19 protein-coding genes are annotated in these 22,795 nt (G+C 69.6%); 5 read left to right on the top strand and 14 right to left on the bottom strand.

The window, feature by feature from the left end; translation table 11 throughout:
* Positions 1–30: 30 nt before the first annotated feature.
* The 3 genes from AC5DRG_RS31455 to AC5DRG_RS31445 form a co-directional block, all read right to left on the bottom strand.
* A complete protein-coding gene (locus tag AC5DRG_RS31455) occupies positions 31–492 on the bottom strand; it encodes a carboxymuconolactone decarboxylase family protein (RefSeq protein WP_491802856.1) in 462 nt (153 codons plus the stop codon).
* Between the two features lie 116 nt (positions 493–608).
* Positions 609–1,817, bottom strand: a complete 1,209-nt coding sequence (locus AC5DRG_RS31450; RefSeq protein ID WP_491802855.1) for an NAD(P)-binding domain-containing protein — start codon at positions 1,815–1,817, stop codon at positions 609–611.
* Between the two features lie 27 nt (positions 1,818–1,844).
* A complete protein-coding gene (locus AC5DRG_RS31445) occupies positions 1,845–3,134 on the bottom strand; it encodes a carboxylate--amine ligase (protein WP_491802854.1) in 1,290 nt (429 codons plus the stop codon).
* Between the two features lie 241 nt (positions 3,135–3,375).
* Here AC5DRG_RS31445 and fahA point away from each other — a divergent pair, with 241 nt between their 5' ends.
* The 4 genes from fahA to AC5DRG_RS31425 all read left to right on the top strand — a co-directional run bounded on the left by fahA (position 3,376) and on the right by AC5DRG_RS31425 (position 7,097).
* Positions 3,376–4,587, top strand: a complete 1,212-nt coding sequence (fahA, locus tag AC5DRG_RS31440; protein WP_491802853.1) for a fumarylacetoacetase — start codon at positions 3,376–3,378, stop codon at positions 4,585–4,587.
* 164 nt (positions 4,588–4,751) lie between these two features.
* The gene (locus AC5DRG_RS31435) at positions 4,752–5,516 is read left to right on the top strand and encodes a hypothetical protein (protein WP_491802852.1); all 765 of its coding nucleotides are present in this window, start codon (positions 4,752–4,754) and stop codon (positions 5,514–5,516) included.
* Entirely contained in the window at positions 5,513–5,899 is a 387-nt protein-coding gene (locus AC5DRG_RS31430; RefSeq protein ID WP_491802850.1) for a GntR family transcriptional regulator, read from the top strand. Before AC5DRG_RS31435 ends, AC5DRG_RS31430 begins: the two co-directional genes overlap by 4 nt.
* A gap of 259 nt (positions 5,900–6,158) precedes the next feature.
* Complete coding sequence (locus AC5DRG_RS31425) at positions 6,159–7,097, top strand: M56 family metallopeptidase (RefSeq protein WP_491802849.1); 939 nt, start codon at positions 6,159–6,161, stop codon at positions 7,095–7,097.
* Between the two features lie 75 nt (positions 7,098–7,172).
* Here the strand turns inward: AC5DRG_RS31425 and recQ are convergent, their stop codons facing one another.
* Complete coding sequence (recQ, locus tag AC5DRG_RS31420) at positions 7,173–9,161, bottom strand: DNA helicase RecQ (RefSeq protein ID WP_491802848.1); 1,989 nt, start codon at positions 9,159–9,161, stop codon at positions 7,173–7,175.
* A 240-nt stretch (positions 9,162–9,401) separates the two neighbouring features.
* Here recQ and AC5DRG_RS31415 point away from each other — a divergent pair, with 240 nt between their 5' ends.
* Positions 9,402–9,890, top strand: coding sequence for a hypothetical protein (locus AC5DRG_RS31415; RefSeq protein WP_491802846.1), 489 nt, complete (start codon positions 9,402–9,404; stop codon positions 9,888–9,890).
* A 66-nt stretch (positions 9,891–9,956) separates the two neighbouring features.
* Here the strand turns inward: AC5DRG_RS31415 and nuoN are convergent, their stop codons facing one another.
* Genes nuoN through nuoE form a run of 10 tightly spaced genes read right to left on the bottom strand, consistent with a single transcriptional unit; the run spans position 9,957 to position 22,783 of the window.
* Complete coding sequence (gene nuoN, locus AC5DRG_RS31410; RefSeq protein WP_491802845.1) at positions 9,957–11,606, bottom strand: NADH-quinone oxidoreductase subunit NuoN; 1,650 nt, start codon at positions 11,604–11,606, stop codon at positions 9,957–9,959.
* The gene (locus AC5DRG_RS31405; RefSeq protein ID WP_491802844.1) at positions 11,603–13,174 is read right to left on the bottom strand and encodes an NADH-quinone oxidoreductase subunit M; all 1,572 of its coding nucleotides are present in this window, start codon (positions 13,172–13,174) and stop codon (positions 11,603–11,605) included. Before AC5DRG_RS31405 ends, nuoN begins: the two co-directional genes overlap by 4 nt.
* 5 nt (positions 13,175–13,179) lie before the next feature.
* Positions 13,180–15,093, bottom strand: a complete 1,914-nt coding sequence (nuoL, locus tag AC5DRG_RS31400) for an NADH-quinone oxidoreductase subunit L (RefSeq protein ID WP_491802843.1) — start codon at positions 15,091–15,093, stop codon at positions 13,180–13,182.
* A gap of 14 nt (positions 15,094–15,107) precedes the next feature.
* Entirely contained in the window at positions 15,108–15,407 is a 300-nt protein-coding gene (nuoK, locus tag AC5DRG_RS31395; protein WP_003974374.1) for an NADH-quinone oxidoreductase subunit NuoK, read from the bottom strand.
* Positions 15,404–16,222 carry an NADH-quinone oxidoreductase subunit J gene (locus AC5DRG_RS31390; RefSeq protein WP_491802842.1) on the bottom strand — a complete coding sequence of 273 codons (819 nt, stop codon included), beginning with the start codon at positions 16,220–16,222 and terminating at the stop codon, positions 15,404–15,406. The genes nuoK and AC5DRG_RS31390 overlap by 4 nt, the downstream gene beginning before the upstream one ends.
* Positions 16,219–16,830, bottom strand: coding sequence for an NADH-quinone oxidoreductase subunit NuoI (gene nuoI, locus AC5DRG_RS31385; RefSeq protein ID WP_491802841.1), 612 nt, complete (start codon positions 16,828–16,830; stop codon positions 16,219–16,221). Before nuoI ends, AC5DRG_RS31390 begins: the two co-directional genes overlap by 4 nt.
* Entirely contained in the window at positions 16,823–18,196 is a 1,374-nt protein-coding gene (gene nuoH / locus AC5DRG_RS31380) for an NADH-quinone oxidoreductase subunit NuoH (RefSeq protein ID WP_491802840.1), read from the bottom strand. The genes nuoI and nuoH overlap by 8 nt, the downstream gene beginning before the upstream one ends.
* Positions 18,193–20,697, bottom strand: a complete 2,505-nt coding sequence (locus tag AC5DRG_RS31375; RefSeq protein ID WP_491802839.1) for an NADH-quinone oxidoreductase subunit G — start codon at positions 20,695–20,697, stop codon at positions 18,193–18,195. Before AC5DRG_RS31375 ends, nuoH begins: the two co-directional genes overlap by 4 nt.
* Positions 20,694–22,043, bottom strand: coding sequence for an NADH-quinone oxidoreductase subunit NuoF (gene nuoF, locus AC5DRG_RS31370; protein WP_491802838.1), 1,350 nt, complete (start codon positions 22,041–22,043; stop codon positions 20,694–20,696). Before nuoF ends, AC5DRG_RS31375 begins: the two co-directional genes overlap by 4 nt.
* Complete coding sequence (gene nuoE, locus AC5DRG_RS31365) at positions 22,040–22,783, bottom strand: NADH-quinone oxidoreductase subunit NuoE (protein WP_491813214.1); 744 nt, start codon at positions 22,781–22,783, stop codon at positions 22,040–22,042. Before nuoE ends, nuoF begins: the two co-directional genes overlap by 4 nt.
* Between the last annotated feature and the right edge of the window lie 12 nt (positions 22,784–22,795).

Raw genomic sequence — 22,795 nt, 5'->3', positions numbered from 1 at the left:
CTCACTGCCGTCCCGGCCGCCCCACGCGGTTCATCCCCAAGTGGTGCCCGCGGGCTCCCTGATGGTGGTGTTGATGCGGTTGAACATGTTCGTGAGGGAGATCGTGAGGATCAGCGCGGACAGTTCCTTCTCGTCGAAGTGGTCGGCGATCTCGTCCCACAGGGCGTCCGGCACGGAGTCCTGCGAACGGTCGGCGAGCCGCGTCATCACCTCGGTCAACTGCAGTGCGGCGCGCTCCGCGTCCGTGAACCAGGGCGCCTCGCGCCAGACGGCCACAGCCGCGATCCGGTCCTCGCTCGTGCCGGCCTTCCGCAGGTTGTGCACATGCCCGTGGACACACGCGCTGCACCCGTTGATCTGGCTGGCGCGCAGCGCGACGACCTCCCCGAGCTCCTGCGACAGCCCGCCCTCGCCGATCGCCTGAACGAGACTGCCGATTCCCTTCATCGCGGTCGGAAGGACGTACGCCGGGTTCGTCATCCGTGCCTTCATGGTGCTGCCTCCTGGGTCAGTGGTCTGGTTGCTTGCTCACTCCACTGACGAAGCGGGGGCCGTCGTTGTGACAGACCGTCGGGACGTTTTCCGGGACGCTTTCCGCGAGCGTGCCCCTACCCGTGTGCCGCCACCAGGTGCTTGGCCAGCCGCGGTGACGCGAACTCCGTGCCGCACACGAAGCGCATCACCGGGCCGTACGAGGACGCCGACGGCAGCCCGGTGAAGTACAGCCCGGGTACGGACGACATGTACCCGGCGCCGAGCTTCGGGGTGCCGCGGCTCACCGCGAGCCGGGTGCGCAGCTCGTGCCCGAGGAAATCCATGGCGACGATGTCGACGCGGTAGCCCGTCGCCGCTATGACGTGGTCGGCGGACAATTCCTGTGTGCCGCCGGCGCGGTCGGTGACCGTCAGCGTCGGGCGGCGGCCGTCCGGCGCGTCCGCCCGTATGATCCGGGCGACCTCACTGACCTGCACCTTTCCCTCGAAGCGGTCGCGCAGCCACCACGCGCCCAGCGGACCGAGGACCTGGCGGACCAGGTAGTGGCGGGCCTCGGCCGGGAGGTAGCGGTAGGGATGCGGGTAGTAGCTCAGCGCCCACAGCGACCAGGCCCGCCCGAACGGTGACTCCGGGCGCAGTTTCGGCTGCTGCCACGGGGGTGAGCCGAAGGCGACCCTGCCGCGGCCCCGGGACACCACCCGTACCCGCGCGCCCGCCTCCGCGGCCAGCACCGCCGTCTCCAGCGCGGACTGGCCCGCGCCGACGACGATCAGCTCCTGGCCGGCGAACCGGTTCAGGTCGTGGTGCTGGGAACTGTGGGAGACAGGGCCCGTGGGGGTGGGTCCGTCCGCCGCCGCTCCGGCGAGCTCCGGGGGCAGGTGCGCGAGGCCGGACAGGCCCGTCGCCACCACGACCGCCCGGGCCGTGAACAACTCCCCCGAATCCAGCTTCAGTTCGAAGCCGGCGCCCCCGCTCCTGCGGTCCACGGACACGACCCGCACCTGCTCCAGCTCGGGCACCAGCCGCTGCTGGAACCACTCTCCGTAGGCGATGAAGGTCTCGACCGGGATGATGTCCTCGTCCGTGACCAGCCTGGGTATGCCCGCCGCGTCGCAGTAGTCGACGAGGGCGTGGCCGCGCTGCGGGGCGTCGATGTTGGAGGCCACCGGAGTCGACTTCAGGAGCATCCCGGCGGGCATGTGGTCGCGCCAGCTCACCATGGGTTCGCCGAAGACGCGGACGGGTAGGCCGCGCGCCCGCAGATGCGCGGCGGTGGACAGGCCGAACGGTCCGGCGCCGATGACTGCTACCGGTTGGATCACGAAGTCCCTCCCCAGGACGTCAATTCGTCACTTCGTGCTGGAGCTACTGCTGGTACCGCTGCTGGTGCCGCCGCCGCGGCGGTTGGTCCGCCACAGCTGATACAGGTGCTTCGCGCCCGGCCGCACGAAGCGCGCGAGCATCGTGAAGAACGGCCGCAGGTCGTCACCCGCGAGCCAGGCCAGCTCCGTCCCGCTCGCCCGCGTCGGCGCGTGCGGCGTCGTATAGCCGCTGCGGCGGTAGGCGAGAAGGGCGGGCAGGTCGATGTTCTCCACGATGTACCGGTGGCCGGCGCGCTGTTCCCCCTCCGGGACGGAGCGGCCGGTCAGGTCGAGGTGCATGGCGCGGACGACGTCCACCCCCGACTCGTTCTCGAAGAGCCGGAACTGGGCGCCCATGCGGGGGTTGAAGTCGAGGAGCTTGTACTGTCCGTCGCGCCGGTCGAAGCGCAGGTCGAGGTCGATGATTCCGGTGAAGCCGATCTGTTTGATGAAACGTGCGGCGAGGTCCGCGAGTTCCGGATTGTCGACGACGTATGCATTCGCGGTCATTCCGGCATGCGGCGGCCAGGAGCGGACCTTCACGCCCGTGAACATCGCGAGCGGGGTCGAATCCGCGTCGAAGTAGGCGTGCACGATCCAGTCCTCGGCCGACTCCCTGGGCAGGTACTCCTGGAGGATCACACCGGGGTGCTCGCCCCAGTCGCGGGCGAGGGTCAGGAGGCCCTCGCGGGTGGCGATCCTCGTCGTCCCGTTCACGGCGGGCCGGGAACGTCGTACGAACGCCTCGCGGTTCTTCGCCACCACCGGGAAGCGGGCCTTCTCGGCGAAGGCGACGATGTCGTCGTAGGACTCGGGGAACGCGGCGGACGGGCTGGGGATGCCGTGTTCCACGCAGAGTTCGTGCAGGTCCTGCTTGCTGGCGAGGCGGCGCGGGAGTTCGGCGTCGACGCGCGGGAAGAGGAAGAGGTCCCCGAGCTCGTCCTGGTGCTCGGCGATCAGGACCGCGGCCTCCTCGTCGGTGGGGATGAGGACGGTGGGGCGCCCTATCCGGTGGCCGATGCGCAGCAGACCGTCGACAAGGCGCTCCGGTTCCTCCGTCCCGGTCGTCGGCCAGACGAACGCGCGGCGCAGATAACGCGAGACGGCCGCCGGCGTGTAACGGTCCTCCGTGATCGCATACATGGGGACGCCGAGGCGGCCCAGACTGCGGATGGCGCCCACGCCGCCGTGGTGCAGCGGGTAGTCGCCGAACTTGACGATCAGGCCCGGTACATCCCGGTTCGTCGCGAATGGCAGCCCACTGGTGCTCCTGGCCACGGGTCCCCCCACGTGTCCCCCCTATGGACCGGACCCACCCCGCCCGCGTCCCCAAAGGACGCTAAGCCGGAATTGCCGCCTCCGACAAGGCTTATTCGGACATTGCGAACTCTTTAGACACTGCCCACCCTGCCCAGGACAGGCAACTCGGCCGTAACGTGTGGCGCGACCACATGACATCCCGGTCACCTGACAGACGGCCTGACAGACGGAACGACGCACGAGAGTGAGGCAGCACCCCATGCCCCCCTTCGATGTCCCCGAAGGCGACCCCTTCGGTCCGCACAACCTTCCCTACGGCATCTTCTCCACCGGCTCGCAGGAGCGAACCGTCGGCGTCCGCCTCGGCGACCACGTCCTCGACGCGGGCGCGGCGGCACACGCGCTCGGCTCGCCGTACGCCTCCCTGCTCGCGCGGCCGACCCTCAACCCGCTCCTTGCGGCGGGCAGCACGGCCTGGTCGGACGTCCGGCGCGCGCTGACGGCGTGGGTGACGGTCCCGTCCCACCGCGAGGTCATCGAGCCCCTGTTCCACCCGCTCTCATCCGTATCCCTGCACCTCCCCTTCGAGGTCGCGGACTACGTCGATTTCTACGCCTCCGAGAACCACGCCCGGAACGTCGGCCGCATCTTCCGCCCGGACGCCGCCGACTCCCTGACCCCCAACTGGAAGCACCTGCCGATCGGTTACCACGGCCGCTCCGGCACGGTGGTGGTGTCGGGCACGGATGTCGTACGCCCGTCGGGCCAGCGGAAGGCCCCCACGGACGCGGCTCCCGTCTTCGGCCCTTCCGTCCGCCTGGACATCGAGGCCGAGGTCGGCTTCGTGGTCGGGGCACCCTCGGAGCGGGGCCGGCCGGTGGGTCTTGGCGGCTTCCGGGACCACGTCTTCGGGCTGTGCCTGCTCAACGACTGGTCCGCGCGCGACATCCAGGCCTGGGAGTACGTCCCTCTCGGGCCGTTCCTCGGCAAGTCCTTCGCCACGTCGGTGTCGGCGTGGATCACACCACTGGACGCACTGGAGGCAGCGCGAGTGGCACCGCCGGAGCGGACACACGCGCTGCTGCCGTATCTCGACGACGCGGAGGAGGAACCCGGCGGCTACGACCTGCGGATCTCCGTCGCCATCAACGGACATGTGGTGTCCGAGCCTCCTTTCTCCACCATGTACTGGACGGCCGCTCAGCAGTTGGCCCACATGACCGTGAACGGCGCCTCCCTGCGCACCGGCGACCTGTACGGCTCCGGCACGGTGAGCGGTCCGGCCGAGACTCAGCGCGGCTCCCTGCTGGAGCTGACCTGGAACGGGCGGGATGCCCTCGAACTCCCGGACGGCAAGCGGACGTTCCTGGAGGACGGGGATGTCGTGACGCTGTCGGCATGGGCGCCGGGGGCGGGCGGGACACGGGTGGGACTGGGTGAGGTGACGGGGCGGATCGCCGGGGCTTTGTAGCGAGGCGTTGCAGCGAGGCGTTGCAGCAACGAGTTGTATCAAGGGGTTGACACAAGTGCCGCCGGGACACATCTTGTACTCACCACTTGATACAAGCAGGCGCACACAGCTGTGCAGGTCGTGGCTGTACTCACCCGCACGGCTCGTCTCCACGGGGGTCTCTCATGCTCGAACTCGGGTCACCGGCAGCCAAGTCACCGCCAGCCTCCCGCGCACCCGTCGACCGCTACGCCCGCTGGACCGGCCTGGTCGTCGGGGCGCTCGCCTCCAGCTGGCTGGCGCCCCTGGTCCACGGTGAGGGCATCCTGTACGCCATCCCCGTGTTCGGACTGTGCGCGGTGGCCGGAGTACTGGTCGGCGACGCACTGACGGCTCCACGGCAGGGCACCGTCCGCACGGCCGGCCTCGCCCCGCGACGGGTCCGTGACTACGTACCGCCGCGGATGACCCGCCTGTTGCTCGGGCTCGCGGCCACGCTGATCGTCCTGCTGGCGGCGGCCGCGGTGGTGGCGTCGCCGGACGACCTGGGGCGGGCGGGCCGCGCGTTCGCGGTCACCTGCCGGGGCGTGACCGAGTCACACGGCCCCTGGCCCGGCCTGTACTACGGCACCCCGATGCTGGCCTCCCTCGCCGTCTCAACCGCCGCCTGTGGCTGGGCACTTCGGCGGATCGCGACCCGCCCCGGCGACGAGGACTCCCGCCGCGACCGGACGCTGGCGATCGTCGCGGCGTGGGGCCTGGTGGTCTCCTCCTCTCTCGCGGGAGCAGCCTCTTCAGCATCAGGCGCGCTGATGGGCACGACCTGCGACGGGACGGCGGGGACCGTGGCCAACTGGCTGCTGTGGCCGCTGGCCCTGCTCGCGCTGATCACGGTGCCGTGGTCGCTGGTCACGATCATCTCGCCCCGGGCGGGGAAGGCCCGCCGATGAGCGACGCCGCCGTACGCGTCGACACCGCCAGCCCGGTCCCGCCGTACGAACAGATCCGAGCCCAACTCGCCGCTCTGATCACCTCGGGCCGCCTCCCCGAGGGCGAACGCCTGCCGACGGTACGGCAACTGGCCGCCGACCTCGGCCTCGCGGCGGGGACGGTGGCACGGGCATACCGCGAGCTGGAGGCGGCATCCCTAATCCGGACCCGGCGGGGAGCGGGGACCCGGGTGGCTCCCCTCCCGGAGGATCTCCAACGCCCGGATCCCGCCGAACTGGCCGCACTGGCACGGAGGTTCGTGACGGAGGCGCGGGCGCTGGGGGTCGATGACGGTGCGGTGGTGGCGGCTGTGTGGGAGGCGATCGGCGAGTACGTGGGGTGAGCCGGGGCGAGGAGGCAGGGGGGCGTCCGCGCGGCTTCTACTTCTCTTTGCCCCCTGACTCCGGCGCCCGGCACCGTCATACTGACGGCGGGCGGCACGCACCGCGCTCCCCACGCACCACACATCGCATGTACCGCGCACCGCACTCGCCGCCCCGGAGAGCAGCCCGAACACCCCAAGCACTCCGAGTAGGCCAAGTACGCCCAGCACTCCCCCTGACACCCGCACCCCTCCTCGACCATGATCCGGAGCCCGTGGCATGACCGTCTGCCTGCTCCTGCTGAGCGTCGTCGCCCTGGCGGCCGCTGTGCCGGCACCCCGCACCCTGACCCGAGCCGTGTGGCCGGAGCGGGAACCCGTGGTCGCGCTGTGGGTGTGGCAGTGCCTGGTCGCCACCGTCCTGCTGTGCTGTCTCGCGGCCCTCGTCCTGGGCACCACCTCCGTCTTCCACACCGTCCGCTCCCATGTCTTCGCCCCCGCGCCGCCCGCAGTGACCGCCGCGTACGACCTCTCCGCGGCCCCGGCCTGGGCCGCCGCCCTCACCCTGCTGCTGGCCTGCGGCGCCGCCTGGACGACCGCGATGCTCGCCCGCGAACTCGCCGAGGCCCGCAGGCGCCGCATGCAACGAAGGGCCCACCTGCGCGAACGTGCCCCCGACCTGCCCGCGGGCCTTCCTGCAGCGCGCGGACCGCTGCTGGTGCTGGAGGACGAATACCCCGACGCCTGGTGGATGCCCGGTCACCCGCCCCAGCTCATCGTCACCACCGGCGCCCTGCACCGCCTCACCGGTCACCAGATCGACGCGGTCCTGGCCCACGAACGCGGTCACGCCCGCGCCCACCACGACTGGCTGCTGCACCTGTCGACCGCGCTGGCCACGGGCTTCCCGCGCGTCCCGCTGTTCGCCCACTTCTGCGACCAGACCCACCGCCTCGTCGAGTTGGCCGCCGACGACACTGCCTCCCGCCGCTGCGGCCACCTCACCACCGCGCTGGCCCTGATCGAACTCAACCAGCACCGCGGGGTCCTGTCCTGCGAGTCCAGCCGCCACCTGCTCGGCGAACGCGTCGACCGCCTCCTGGAACCCCCGCCGAGGCTGAACCGCAGGCGCAGAGCCATCACGACGACGGCAGCGGCACTGGTCCCGCTGCTGCCCCTGCTGATCGCTTTCGGACCGGGGCTTACGGCACTGACGTAGCCGAGGGCGCGGGGAGGTGCGGGGGCCGGGGAGGCCACCGCCCCCGCCTGGCCGCGACCCTCTATATCCAGTCCTCTATATCCAGTCCTCCGGCTCCGGCTCCATGTCCATCTCCGGCCAGTCAGGGTCCTCGGACACCGCGTCGCCGCCCGCCTGGGCCGCGGCGCCTCCGGGCACCCCGCCCAGCGACGCCAGCACCCCGAGGACCCCCTCGCCGTAGGTCACCAGCTTCTTCTCGCCGACGCCGCTGATGCCGCCGAGCTCCGCCACCGACTTCGGCCAGACCGTGGCGATCTCTCTCAGCGTGGCGTCGTGGAAGATGACGTACGCCGGGACGCCCTGCTCACGGGCCTGCTCCGCACGCCAGGCACGCAGGGCCTCGAAGGCGGGGAGCAGCGCCTCGGGCAGCTCGGCCGCGGCGGCCTTGGGCTTGCGGTCGCCCCTGCCGGAAGAGGACCCGGCCGACTTCGCCGAGGCCGGCTTCTTCGGTTCCTTGCGCAGCGGCACCTCGCGCTCACGCCGCAGCACCGATCCGCTGGCCTCCGTCAGCACCAGCGTGCCGTACTCCCCCTCGACCGACAGCAGCCCCTGCGCCAGCAACTGCCGTACGACACCGCGCCATTCACCCTCGGCGAGGTCCTCACCGATACCGAACACGGACAGCTGGTCATGGTCGAACTGGATCACCTTGCCGGTGCGCTTGCCCATCAGGATGTCGACGATCTGCACCGCGCCGAACTTCTGCCCGCGCTCCCGCTGGAGGCGCACCACCGTCGACAGCACCTTCTGCGCCGCGACGGTGCCGTCCCAGGTCTCCGGCGGGGTGAGGCAGGTGTCGCAGTTGCCGCAGCCCGCGGGATCCGGGTCCTGGCCGAAGTAGGCGAGCAGTTGGCCCCGTCGGCACTGGGCCGTCTCGCACAGCGCCAGCATCGAGTCCAGGTGCGCGGCGGCCCGGCGCCGGAACGCCTCGTCGCCCTCGCCCGACTGGATCATCTTGCGCTGCTGTATGACGTCGTTGAGGCCGTACGCCATCCAGGCCGTGGAGGGCAGTCCGTCGCGGCCGGCGCGGCCCGTCTCCTGGTAGTAGCCCTCGACCGACTTGGGCAGGTCGAGGTGGGCGACGAATCGGACGTCCGGCTTGTCGATGCCCATCCCGAAGGCGATGGTCGCCACCACGATCAGACCCTCTTCCCGCAGGAAGCGGGACTGGTGCGCCGCGCGGGTGCCCGAGTCCAGGCCCGCGTGGTACGGGACCGCCTCGATGCCGTTTCGGGAGAGGAACTCGGCCGTCGCCTCAACCGACTTGCGCGAGAGGCAGTAGACGATGCCCGCGTCGCCCGCGTGCTCCTCCCGCAGGAAGCTCAGCAGCTGCTTCTTGGGGTCCGCCTTGGGCACGATCCGGTACTGGATGTTGGGCCGGTCGAAGCTCGCCACGAAGTGCCGGGCCGTCGGCATGCCCAGCCGCTGGGTGATCTCCTTGTGGGTCGCGTCCGTGGCCGTGGCCGTGAGCGCGACCCGTGGGACGTCCGGCCAGCGCTCGCCGAGCAGCGACAGGGCCAGATAGTCGGGGCGGAAGTCGTGGCCCCACTGGGACACGCAGTGCGCCTCGTCGATCGCGAAGACCGCGATCTTGCCGCGCGAGAGCAGCTCCAGGGTGGAGTCGAGGCGCAGCCGCTCCGGTGCCAGATAGAGCAGGTCCAGCTCGCCGGCCAGGAACTCGGCCTCCACCACCCGCCGCTGGTCGAAGTCCTGCGTGGAGTTCATGAACCCGGCGTTCACGCCCAGCGCCCGCAGCGCGTCCACCTGGTCCTGCATCAGGGCGATGAGCGGGGAGACGACGATCCCCGTACCGGGTCTGACCAGGGACGGAATCTGGTAGCACAGCGACTTGCCGCCGCCGGTCGGCATGAGGACGACCGCGTCCCCGCCGGCCACCACATGCTCGATGACCGCTTCCTGCTCGCCTCGGAACGCGTCGTATCCGAAGACCCTGTGCAGCGTGGCCAACGCCTCGCTGCTCTCGGCTACCGCTGTCATCGCACCGATCCCACCCGTCCCACCCATCGTTCCGTCCCCCGTACGTCGCGCCTCGACCACTGCCTCCACGATAGGGGTCCGCACCGACAGCGCCCGAGTTATCCACAGGTCGGCCCCGGTGACGTTCCGTGCTCAGTCCAATGGCCCCTGTCACCTGGCAGGGCTTACGCGGGCGGGGACATGCTGCTCGGGCGGGCTGGGGAGGCCCGCCCTCTCGACTGACAGCGCGCCGTACGAGCGCGTCTCTCCCGCTCAAGGAGTCACACCATGCCCTCTCGGTCCCTCAAGGCCGCCCTCACCGTCGCGCTAGCCGCGCCCTTCGCGCTGACCGCCGTACCGGCGCATGCCGCGCAGAGCCCCGACCCTGACCCGTTCGTATGGACGGAGCTGACGGAGACGTACACGGCGACGGGGTCGTACGGGTACGAACCGCTCGCCATCAATGACGGGTACGAGCACACGGACGAGTGCGTCCCGAAGATGGGCTACCACTACGTCAACCCGGAGTACATCAACTCCCTGGACCCGGCCACCCCGGCCGCCGTGCTGTACGAGGACGGGCCGTACGGCCGCAAGTTGATCGCCGTGGAGTGGGTCGTCGAGGACACGGGCCAGGCCACGCCCGAGCTGTTCGGCAGGAAGTTCGACGAGGACCAGCTGCCCGGTCACTTCACCCTGCACGCGTGGATCTACAAGTCCAACCCCGACGGGCTGTTCAAGGGCTTCAATCCCGCGGTGACGTGCCCGACAACCTGACCGGGCACAGACGCGGGCCCCGGCTCCCACCAGGGAAACCGGGGCCCACCGCACAAGCACCGCAGGTCAGCGCACGAACACCCCTGCCTGGTTGGCCAGATCCAGGAAGTACTGCGGCGCCACACCGAGCACCAGCGTGACCGCGACGCCCACCCCGATCGCCGTCATCGTCAGCGGCGACGGCACGGCGACCGTCGGGCCGTCGGGCCGTGGCTCGCTGAAGAACATGAGCACGATCACGCGGATGTAGAAGAACGCGGCGATCGCGGACGAGATCACACCGACCACGACCAGCGGGGCCGCCCCGCCTTCCGCCGCCGCCTTGAACACGGCGAACTTCCCGGCGAAGCCGGAGGTCAGCGGAATGCCGGCGAAGGCCAGCAGGAACACCGCGAACACGGCCGCGACCAGCGGCGAACGGCGCCCGAGCCCCGCCCACTTGGACAGGTGCGTCGCCTCGCCGCCCGCGTCCCGGACGAGCGTGACGACCGCGAACGCGCCGATCGTCACGAACGAGTACGCGGCCAGATAGAAGAGGACGGACGAGACACCGTCCGGCGTGGTCGCGATGACGCCCGCGAGGATGAAGCCCGCGTGCGCGATCGACGAGTACGCCAGCAGCCGCTTGATGTCGGTCTGCGTGATCGCGACGATCGCACCGCCCAGCATGGTGACGATCGCGACGGCCCACATGACCGGCCGCCAGTCCCAGCGCAGGCCCGGCAGCACGACGTAGAGGAGCCTGAGCAGGGCGCCGAACGCCGCCACCTTCGTCGCCGCCGCCATGAATCCGGTGACCGGAGTCGGTGCGCCCTGGTAGACGTCGGGCGTCCACATGTGGAACGGGACGGCGCCCACCTTGAACAGCAGGCCCATGACGATCATCGCGCCGCCGATGAGCAGCAGCGCGTCGTTGCCCATGGTGTCCACGAGCGCCGGGTCGACGGTGGTGACGGTCCCGTCGACGACCTGCGCGATCGTCGCGTACGACACCGAGCCGGCGTACCCGTAGAGCAGCGCGATGCCGAACAGGGTGAACGCGGAGGCGAACGAGCCGAGCAGGAAGTACTTGACCGCGGCCTCCTGCGACATGAGCCGCTTGCGGCGGGCCAGGGCGCACATCAGGTACAGCGGGAGCGAGAAGACTTCCAGAGCGATGAAGAGGGTCAGCAGGTCGTTGGCCGAGGGGAAGACCAACATGCCGGCGATCGCGAACAGCAGCAGCGGGAACACCTCGGTGGTGGTGAACCCGGCCTTGACCGCGGCCTTTTCGCTGTCGCTGCCCGGCACGGACGCGGCCTGCGCGGCGAACGAGTCGACCCGGTTGCCGTGCGCCTCCGGGTCCAGCCGCCGCTCGGCGAAGGTGAACAGGCCGACCAGGCCTGCCAGCAGGATCGTGCCCTGCAGGAAGAGGGCCGGCCCGTCGACGGCGATCGCGCCCATGGCCGCGATGCCCGCCTTGGTCGTGCCGTACCCGTCCGCCGCGAGCGCGACGACCGCCGCGAAGGCGGCGACGAGCGCGACGACGGACAGGAACACCTGGGCGTAGTAACGCTGCTTGCGCGGGACGAACGCCTCGACCAGCACCCCGAGGACCGCCGCACCGACGACGATCAGCGTGGGTGACAATTGCGCGTATTCGATCTTCGGCGTGTCGATCTTCGAGATCGGATCGGCCGCGGTTGTCCACAGGCTGTGGACGACTGTTGCGCTCACTTGGCGGCCTCCACCTCGGGCTGGGGGTCCTTCTTGTGTACGTCGGACATGGTCTGTTCGACCGCCGGGTTGACGATGTCCGTGACGGGCTTCGGGTAGACGCCCAGGAAGATCAGCAGCGCGATCAGCGGTGCCACGACCAGGAGCTCCCGCACCCGCAGGTCCGGCATCTCGGCGACCTCCGCCTTCACCGGGCCCGTCATCGTCCTCTGGTAGAGGACGAGGGTGTAAAGCGCGGCGAGGACGATGCCGAAGGTGGCGATGATGCCGATCGCCGGGTAGCGCGCGAACGTGCCGACCAGGACCAGGAATTCACTCACGAAGGGCGCGAGCCCAGGCAGCGAGAGCGTCGCGAGGCTGCCCACCAGGAATGTGCCGGCGAGCACCGGGGCGACCTTCTGCACGCCCCCGTAGTCCGCGATGAGCCGCGAACCGCGCCGGGAGATCAGGAAGCCGGCGACCAGCATCAACGCGGCCGTGGAAATGCCGTGGTTGACCATGTAGAGCGTCGCGCCCGACTGGCCCTGGCTGGTCATCGCGAAGATGCCCATGATGATGAACCCGAAGTGCGAGATCGACGCGTACGCCACCAGCCGCTTGATGTCCCGCTGGCCGACCGCGAGCAGCGCCCCGTAGACGATGCTGATCAGCGCCAGTACGAGGATGACGGGCGTCGCCCACTTCGAGGCCTCCGGGAACAGCTGGAGGCAGAAGCGAAGCATCGCGAAGGTGCCCACCTTGTCGACGACCGCCGTGATCAGCACGGCCACCGGGGCGGTGGCCTCCCCCATGGCGTTGGGCAGCCAGGTGTGCAGCGGCCACAGCGGGGCCTTCACCGCGAAGGCGAAGAAGAAGCCGAGGAACAGCCAGCGCTCGGTGTTGGTCGCCATGTCGAGCGTGCCGTTGGCCCGCGCCTCGGCGATCTCCTGGAGCGAGAAGTTCCCGGCCACCACATAGAGGCCGATCACCGCGGCCAGCATGATGAGGCCGCCGACCAGGTTGTAGAGAAGGAACTTCACGGCCGCGTACGACCGTTGCGTCGACGCCGTCTCCTCGCCGTGCTCGTGGGCACGGTCCCCGAAGCCGCCGATGAGGAAGTACATCGGGATCAGCATGGCTTCGAAGAAGATGTAGAAGAGGAAGACGTCGGTGGCCTCGAAGGAGATGATCACCATCGCCTCGACGCCCAGGATCAGGGCGAAGAAGCCCTGAGTGGGCCGCCAGCGCTTGCTCCCGGTCTCCAGCGGGTCGGCGTCGTGCCAGCCCGCCAGGATGATGAACGGGATCAGCAGGGCGGTCAGCGCGACGAGCGCCACCGCGATGCCGTCCACGCCCAGCTCGTACTTGACCCCGAAGTCCGCGATCCAGGCGTGGGACTCGGTGAGCTGGTAGCGGTCGCCGTCCGGGTCGAAACGCACCAGGACGGTGATGGCGAGGGCGAGGGTGGCGAGCGAGACGAGTAGCGCCAGCCACTTGGCTGCGGTGCGCCGCGTGGCCGGCACGGCGGCCGTGGCGATCGCCCCGATCGCCGGGAGCACCGCCGTCGCTGTCAGGAGGGGAAAGGACATCGGTATCAGACCGCCCTCATCAGCAGGGTCGCGGCGACGAGGATGGCCGCACCGCCGAACATCGAGACCGCGTAACTGCGCGCATAGCCGTTCTGCAGCTTGCGCAGCCGTCCGGAGAGGCCACCCATCGAGGCCGCTGTGCCGTTGACGACGCCGTCGACCAGGGTGTGATCGACGTACACCAGGGAGCGCGTGAGGTGCTCTCCGCCGCGGACGAGGACGACGTGGTTGAAGTCGTCCTGGAGCAGGTCGCGGCGGGCGGCCCGGGTGAGCAGCGACCCGCGCGGGGCGACGACCGGGACCGGGCGGCGGCCGTACTGGCCGTAGGCGGCGGCCACTCCGAGGACGAGCACGACCATCGTGGCCAGCGTGACCGTCGTCGCGCTGATCGGCGCGTCGCCGTGGTCGTGCCCGGTGACGGGCTCCAGCCAGTTCAGGAAGCGGTCGCCGGCGCTGAACAAGGCGCCGGCGAAGACCGATCCGAAGGCCAGCACGATCATCGGGATCGTCATGGACTTCGGCGACTCGTGCGGGTGCGGCTCGTGGCCGTCCCCGTCGGGCTGCCAGCGCTTCTCGCCGAAGAACGTCATCAGCATCACGCGCGTCATGTAGTACGCGGTGATGGCCGCGCCGAGCAGGGCCGCGCCGCCGAGGATCCAGCCCTCGGTGCCGCCCTTGGCGAAGGCCGCTTCGATGATCTTGTCCTTGGAGAAGAAGCCGGACAGACCGGGGAAGCCGATGATGGCGAGGTAGCCGAGGCCGAAGGTGATGAAGGTGACCGGCATGTACTTGCGGAGGCCGCCGTACTTCCTCATGTCGACCTCGTCGTTCATGCCGTGCATGACCGAACCGGCGCCGAGGAACAGCCCGGCCTTGAAGAAGCCGTGCGTCACCAGGTGCATGATCGCGAAGACGTAGCCGATGGGGCCGAGGCCCGCGGCGAGGACCATGTAGCCGATCTGCGACATGGTCGAGCCGGCCAGTGCCTTCTTGATGTCGTCCTTCGCGCAACCGACGATCGCACCGAAGAGGAGCGTGACGGCACCGACGACGGTGACCGCCAGCTGCGCGTCGGGCGCGCCGTTGAAGACGGCTCCCGAGCGGACAATCAGGTACACGCCCGCGGTCACCATGGTCGCGGCGTGGATGAGGGCCGAGACCGGGGTCGGGCCCTCCATCGCGTCCCCGAGCCAGGACTGCAGCGGCACCTGGGCGGACTTGCCGCAGGCGGCGAGCAGCAGCATCAGGGCGATGGCGGTGAGCTTGCCCTCGCTCGTGTCGCCGACGAGCCCCGCCTCTTCGTGGGTGCCGAGCACCGGGCCGAAGGCGAAGGTCCCGAACGTCGTGAACATCAGCATGATCGCGATCGACAGGCCCATGTCGCCGACCCGGTTGACCAGGAAGGCCTTCTTGGCCGCGGTCGCCGCGCTGGGCTTGTGCTGCCAGAAGCCGATCAGGAGGTAGGACGCCAGGCCGACGCCCTCCCAGCCGACGTACAGCAGGAGGTAGTTGTCGGCGAGGACCAGCAGCAGCATCGCCGCGAGAAACAGGTTCAGGTAGCCGAAGAAGCGGCGGCGCCGCTCGTCGTGCTCCATGTACCCGACCGAGTACAGGTGGATCAGCGAGCCGACGCCGCTGATCAACAGCACGAACGTCATCGACAGCTGGTCGAGTTGGAAGGCGACGTCCGCCTGGAAGCCCTCGACCGGGATCCAGCTGAACAGGTGCTGGGTCAGCGTCCGGTTCTCGGCGTCCTTGCCGAGCAGGTCGGCGAAGAGGACGAGGCCGATCACGAAGGAGGCGGCCGCCAGGGCCGTGCCGATCCAGTGACCGACGGCGTCCAGGCGCCGACCGCCGCACAGCAGTACGGCCGCTCCGAGCAGTGGCGCCGCCACCAGCAGCGCAATCAGGTTCTCCACGATTCAGCGACCCCTCAGAGCTTCATCAGGCTGGCGTCGTCGACCGAGGCCGAGTGGCGGGAACGGAACAGGGACACGATGATCGCCAACCCCACCACGACCTCCGCGGCGGCGACGACCATCGTGAAGAAGGCGATGATCTGGCCGTCGAGATTGCCGTGCATACGGGAGAAGGCGACGAACGCGAGGTTGCAGGCGTTGAGCATGAGCTCGATGCACATGAAGACGACGATCGCGTTGCGCCTGATCAGCACGCCGGTGGCACCGATCGTGAACAACAGGGCGGCGAGATAGAGGTAGTTGACCGGGTTCACTTCGACGCCTCCCCGCTGTTCGTGCGCTCCAGGCGCTCCTCGGAGCGCTGCTCCAGGGCCCGCAGGTCGTTGATCGCGTCGGTGGACACGTCACGGATCTGCCCGCGCTCGCGCAGCGTCTTGCTGACGGTGAGCTCGGACGTCGTGCCGTCGGGCAACAGGCCCGCGATGTCCACCGCGTTGTGCCGGGCGTACACACCCGGCGCCGGCAGCGGCGGTACGTGCTTGCCCTCGCGGACCCGCTGCTCGGACAGTTCGCGCTGGGTCTTGGGGCGCTCGGTGCGCTCGCGGTGCGTGAGCACCATGGCGCCGACGGCGGCCGTGATCAGCAGGGCGCCGGTGATTTCGAAGGCGAAGACGTACTTGGTGAAGATGAGGGTCGCCAGGCCCTCCACGTTGCCGTTCGCGTTCGCCTGCGCCAGGCCGTTGAACTCCGTGAGGGACGCGTTGCCGATGCCCGCGACCAGGAGGATGCCGAAGCCGAGCCCACAGACAAGGGCCAGCCAGCGCTGGCCCTTGATGGTCTCCTTCAGCGAGTCCGCGGCCGTCACGCCGACCAGCATCACCACGAAGAGGAACAGCATCATGATCGCGCCGGTGTAGACGATGATCTGCACGACGCCCAGGAAGTAGGCGCCGTTCGCGAGGTAGAACACCGCCAGGATGATCATGGTCCCGGCGAGGCTGAGCGCGCTGTGCACGGTCTTCTTCATGAAGACGGTGCACAGGGCGCCGATCACCGCGACCGTGCCCAGGACCCAGAACTGGAAGGCCTCACCCGTGGAGGTGGAGTAGGCGGCGAGCTGCGCGCTCATGCTCCCACCCCCTCTTCTTCGGGCTTCTCGCCCTTGGAGACGGCGACTTGCGGCTCCGTGCCGGGCGCGGCCTCCGTCACCAGGCCCCGGTAGTAGTCCTGCTCGTCCATCCCCGGGTAGATGGCGTGCGGCGAGTCGACCATGCCCTCTTCAAGGCCGGCCAGCAGCTGTTCCTTGGTGTAGATGAGGTTGGCGCGGCTGCTGTCGGCGAGCTCGAACTCGTTCGTCATCGTCAACGCGCGCGTGGGGCACGCCTCGATGCACAGGCCGCACAGGATGCAGCGGGCGTAGTTGATCTGGTAGACCCGCCCGTACCGCTCGCCCGGGGAGTAGCGCTCCTCCTCCGTGTTGTCGGCGCCCTCCACATAGATGGCGTCGGCGGGGCAGGCCCAGGCGCACAGCTCGCAGCCGACGCACTTCTCCAGGCCGTCCGGATGGCGGTTGAGCTGGTGCCGTCCGTGGAATCGCGGAGCGGTGGTCTTCTGCTGCTCGGGGTACTGCTCGGTCAGCCGCTTCTTGAACATGGCCTTGAAGGTCACGCCGAAGCCGGCCACGGGGTTCTGGAAGCCAGGCTTCGTCTGCCCGGTCTCCTTTGGCTCCTCAGCCATCGGACGCCTCCTTTCCATCACGAGATCCGCCAATCGATCCGTCACTCGCAGTATCCGACCCACCACTGACAATCAGCTCCCGCTCCCGGCGCGCACCGCGCCGCGGCACCGCCGGCAACTCCTGTCCCGGCAGCGGCGGTACGGGGAACCCGCCCGCCATCGGGTCGAAGGCCGCCGCCTCGGCGGGCGGCTCCTGAGCCTTGCCGCGGTCGCGGAACATGTCGGCGATGAAGGAGATCAGCAGCAGGGCGAGGACGCCGCCGCCGATGTAGAGGGCGATGTCGGCGAAGTCGTAGTTCTCGTTCCTGAGGGTCCGCACGGTCGCGACGAGCATCAGCCAGACCACGGAGACCGGGATGAGGACCTTCCAGCCGAGCTTCATCAGCTGGTCGTAGCGGACGCGTGGGAGCGTGCCGCGCAGCCAGATGAAGAAGAACAGCAGCAACTGGACCTTGATCGTGAACCAGAGCATCGGCCACCAGCCGTGGTTCGCGCCCTCCCAGAAGGTGCTGACCGGCCAGGGGGCCCGCCAGCCGCCCAGGAAGAGCGTGATCGACACGGCCGAGACCGTCACCATGTTCACGTACTCGGCGAGCATGAACAGCGCGAACTTGATCGACGAGTACTCGGTGTTGAAGCCGCCGACCAGGTCGCCCTCGGACTCCGGCATGTCGAAGGGGGCGCGGTTGGTCTCGCCGACCATCGTCACGATGTAGATCACGAAGGAGACCGGCAGCAGGACGATGTACCAGCGGTCCTGCTGCTGCTCGACGATCGTCGACGTCGACATCGAACCCGAGTAGAGGAAAACCGAGGCGAACGCGGCGCCCATCGCGATCTCGTACGAGATCATCTGCGCGCAGGAGCGCAGGCCGCCGAGGAGCGGATAGGTGGATCCAGAACTCCAACCCGCGAGGACGATGCCGTAGATGCCCACCGAGGCGACCGCGAGGATGTACAGCATCGCGATCGGCAGATCGGTGAGCTGCATCGTGGTGCGGTGGCCGAAGATCGAGACCTCGTTGCCGGCCGGCCCGAAGGGGATCACCGCGATCGCCATGAAGGCCGGGATGGCCGCGACGATCGGCGCGAGGACGTAGACCACCTTGTCCGCGCGTTTGACGATGAGGTCTTCCTTGAGCATCAGTTTCACGCCGTCGGCGAGCGACTGGAGCATGCCCCAGGGGCCGTGCCGGTTTGGGCCGATGCGCAGCTGCATCCAGGCGACGACCTTGCGCTCCCACACGATGGAGAACAGCACGGTCACCATCAGGAAGGCGAAGCAGAAGACCGCCTTGACGACGACCAGCCACCAGGGGTCGGTGCCGAACATCGAGAGGTCTTCAGCTGCGAGGTACGGGCTCATGCCTCCACCTCCTTGGGAGCGTCGGCGGCGAGCGTCGCCGGGCCGATGCGGACGAGGGAGCCGGGTCGCGCCCCGGTGTCGGAGGCGACGCCGCCGCCGACGGAGTTCAGCGGGAGCCAGACCACCCGGTCGGGCATCTCGGTGATCGCGAGGGGCAGTTCGACGGTTCCCGCGGATCCGGTCACCGCGAGGACGTCACCGTCCTTGACGCCCGCCTCCGCGGCCGTCGCCGCCGACACGCGCGCGTGTGCCGCGTGCCGGGTCCCGGCGAGCGCCTCGTCGCCCTCCTGGAGGCGCCCCCGGTCGAGCAGCAGCCGGTGCCCGGCGAGCACGGCTTCACCGGCGGCCGGCCGCGGCAACTGGGCGGCGGTTTCGAGGGGGTCGGTGGCCCGGGGCCCGTCCCAGGCGCCGAGCCGGTCCAACTCCGCGCGCGCGGTGCGCAGATCCGGCAGACCCAGGTGTACGTCCATGGCGTCGGCCAGCATCTGCAGCGCACGCGCGTCGGTCGGCGCGAGGCGGCGGGTCATCTGCTCGGGCTTGAGCGCGGCCTCGAAGAGGCGGACCCGGCCCTCCCAGTTGAGGAAGGTACCGGCCTTCTCGGCGACCGCGGCGACAGGCAGGACGACATCGGCGAGTTCGGTGACCTCGCTGGGCCGCAGCTCTAGCGACACCAGGAAGCCCACCTCGTGAAGTGCTTCACGCGCGCGTGCCGGATCGGGCAGGTCGTCGATGTCCACGCCCGCGACGAGCAACGCCTGAAGCTCACCGCCGGCGGCGTCCTCGACGATCTGGCCGGTGTCACGCCCGTAGCGGTGCGGGAGTTCGGCGAGGCCCCACACGGCGGCGACCTCGTCCCGCGCGCGCGGGTCGGTAGCCGGACGCCCGCCCGGCAGCAGCGAGGGCAGCGCGCCCGCCTCCACGGCACCGCGCTCCCCCGCCCGGCGCGGGATCCACACCAGCTGGGCGCCGGTCGCCGCAGAGGCTCGTACGGCGGCGGTCAGCCCGCCTGCCACGGCCGCCAGCCGCTCGCCCACGAGGATCACCGCGCCCTCGGCGCGCAGCGCCTCGGCGGCCTTCGCGCCGTCGCCCTCCAGGCCGAACCCGCTCGCGAGCGCGTCCAGCCACTCGGTCTCGGTGCCGGGAGCGGCCGGCAGCAGCGTGCCGCCGGCCTTCTCCAGGCCGCGCGTCGCGTGCGTGGCCAGCGAGTAGACCTTCTGTCCGTGCCCCCGCCAGGCCTTGCGCAGCCGCAGGAAGACGCCGGGCGCCTCCTCCTCGGACTCGAACCCGGCCAACAGAACGGCCGGTGCCTTCTCCAGGGAGGTGTACGTGACGCCCGTACCGTCGAGGTCACGGCCGCGGCCGGCGATCCGGGCGGCCAGGAAGTCGGCCTCCTCGCTGCTGTGCACGCGCGCGCGGAAGTCGATGTCGTTCGTGTCGAGCGCCACGCGCGCGAACTTGCTGTAGGCGTAGGCGTCCTCGACGGTGAGCCGCCCGCCGGTCAGGACGCCGGTACGCCCGCGCGACGCGAGGAGCCCCTGAGCGGCGATCTGCAGGGCCTCCGGCCAGGAGGCAGGCTCCAGTTCCCCCTCGGCGTTACGCACCAGAGGCGTCTGGAGCCGGTCCCGCTGCTGCGCGTACCGGAACCCGAACCGCCCCTTGTCGCAGATCCACTCCTCGTTGACCTCGGGGTCGGTGGACGCGAGGCGGCGCATGACCTTGCCGCGCCGGTGGTCGGTGCGTGTGGCGCAGCCGCCGGAGCAGTGCTCGCACACGGAGTGCGAGGAGACGAGGTCGAAGGGGCGGGAGCGGAAGCGGTATGCCGCAGACGTGAGCGCGCCGACCGGGCAGATCTGGATGGTGTTCCCGGAGAAGTACGACTCGAAGGGGTCGCCCTCACCGGTGCCCACCTGCTGGAGCGCGCCCCGCTCCAGCAGCTCGATCATCGGGTCGCCCGCGATCTGGTTGGAGAAGCGGGTGCAGCGGGCGCACAGCACGCACCGCTCGCGATCGAGCAGCACCTGGGTGGAGATCGGGACGGGCTTCTCGTACGTCCGCTTCTTGCCCTCGAAGCGGGACTCCGACTGGCCGTGCGACATGGCCTGGTTCTGCAGGGGGCACTCGCCGCCCTTGTCGCAGACCGGGCAGTCCAGCGGGTGGTTGATGAGGAGCAGCTCCATCACACCGTGCTGGGCCTTTTCGGCGACGGGCGAGGTGAGGTGAGTCTTGACGACCATCCCGTCCGTACAGGTGATCGTGCAGGACGCCATGGGCTTGCGCTGGCCCTCGACCTCGACGATGCACTGGCGGCAGGCGCCGGCCGGGTCGAGGAGGGGGTGGTCGCAGAAGCGGGGGATCTCGATGCCGAGCTGCTCGGCGGCCCGGATGACCAGGGTGCCCTTGGGCACGCTGATCTCGACACCGTCGATCGTCAGCGAGACGAGATCTTCCGGCGGAACCGCCGCCTCTCCCCCACCGGAGGGAGCGCTGGTGGTCACAGTCATGCGTTCACCTCCGTGCGGTCGGCCCACACCGTCGACTTGGCCGGGTCGAAGGGGCAGCCCCGGCCGGTGATGTGCTGCTCGTACTCCTCGCGGAAGTACTTGAGCGAGGAGAAGATCGGCGAGGCGGCGCCGTCGCCGAGGGCGCAGAAGGACTTGCCGTTGATGTTGTCGGCGATGTCGTTCAGCTTGTCGAGGTCGGACATGACGCCCTTGCCGGCCTCGATGTCGCGCAGCAACTGCACGAGCCAGTACGTCCCTTCACGGCACGGCGTGCACTTGCCGCAGGACTCGTGGGCGTAGAACTCGGTCCAGCGGGTGACGGCACGGACGACGCACGTGGTCTCGTCGAAGCACTGGAGAGCTTTTGTGCCGAGCATGGAACCCGCAGCGCCCACTCCTTCGTAATCAAGAGGGACGTCGAGGTGCTCCTCGGTGAACATCGGCGTCGAGGAACCACCCGGTGTCCAGAACTTGAGCCGGTGGCCGGCCCGCATGCCGCCGCTCATCTCCAGGAGCTGGCGGAGCGTGATGCCGAGCGGGGCCTCGTACTGACCGGGGTTGGTGACGTGGCCGCTGAGCGAGTAGAGCGTGAAGCCCGGGGACTTCTCGCTGCCCATCGACCTGAACCACTCTTTTCCTTTGTGCAGGATCGCGGGAACTGACGCGATCGACTCGACGTTATTTACAACAGTTGGGCACGCATAGAGCCCTGCGACGGCAGGAAAGGGGGGACGGAGCCGCGGTTGACCCCGGCGGCCTTCGAGCGAGTCGAGTAGTGCGGTCTCCTCACCGCAGATGTACGCGCCCGCGCCCGCGTGCACGGTGAGCTCAAGGTTGAGCCCGCTGCCCAGGATGTTCTCGCCGAGGTAGCCGGCCGCGTAGGCCTCGCGCACGGCCTCGTGCAACCGCCGCAGCACTGGGACGACTTCACCACGCAGATAGATGAAGGCATGCGACGACCTGATGGCATAACACGCGATGACAATGCCCTCGACGAGGCTATGCGGGTTCGCGAAGAGGAGCGGAATGTCCTTACACGTTCCGGGCTCCGATTCGTCGGCGTTGACAACTAGATAGTGAGGCTTGCCATCCCCTTGGGGAATGAATTGCCATTTCATTCCCGTGGGGAATCCCGCGCCGCCCCGGCCGCGCAGACCGGACTCCTTGACGTACGCGATGAGGTCGTCCGGCGACATGGCGAGCGCCTTGCGGAGCCCCTCGTATCCGTCGTGCCTTCGGTAGACGTCCAGCGTCCAGGACCTGTCCTCGTCCCAGAAGGCCGACAGCACGGGTGCGAGCAGCTTCTCCGGACTCGTGTCCTTGATCTCGGGTGCCAAGGTCATCACTCCCCCTCCTCAGTGGCCCGGTCGGCCGACCGCTCACCCTGGGGGCCCTCACCACGCGGATGTACTACGCGCGCAGCATGCGTCTCGCCCTTGGCCAGACGCAGCCCGATGAGTGATGCCGGCCCCGCGCTGCCGCTCGCCTCCACGGCCCCGTCGCGTTCGTCGGGGAAGCCCGCCAGGATCCGGGCGGTCTCCTTGAAGGTGCACAGCGGCGCCCCGCGCGTGGGCTCGACCGGCCGTCCCGCGCGGAGGTCGTCGACGAGACGCTTGGCGCTCGCCGGGGTCTGGTTGTCGAAGAACTCCCAGTTGACCATCACGACCGGCGCGAAGTCGCAGGCCGCGTTGCACTCGATGTGCTCCAGGGTGACCTTGCCGTCGTCGGTGGTCTCACCGTTGCCGACACCCAGGTGCTCCTGGAGCTGCTCGAAGATCGCGTCGCCGCCCATCACCGCACACAGGGTGTTGGTGCAGACGCCGACCTGGTAGTCACCGCTCGGCCCGCGCCGGTACATGGTGTAGAAGGTCGCGACCGCGGTGACCTCGGCGGTGGTCAGGTCCAGCATGTCCGCGCAGAACTGCATCCCGGTGCGCGTGACATGGCCCTCCTCCGCCTGCACGAGATGCAGCAACGGCAGCAGGGCGGACCGGGAGTCCGGGTAGCGGGCGATGACCTCGCGCGCGTCCGTTTCGAGCCGGGCTCGAACGTCGTCCGGGTAGGCGGGCGCGGGCAGTTGGGGCATGCCCAGGCTGAC

Source organism: Streptomyces sp. JLBG701 (assembly GCF_058544905.1).
The sequence above is the reverse complement of the archived record's forward strand: the minus strand, read 5'-3'. Positions and strand labels throughout refer to the sequence as shown.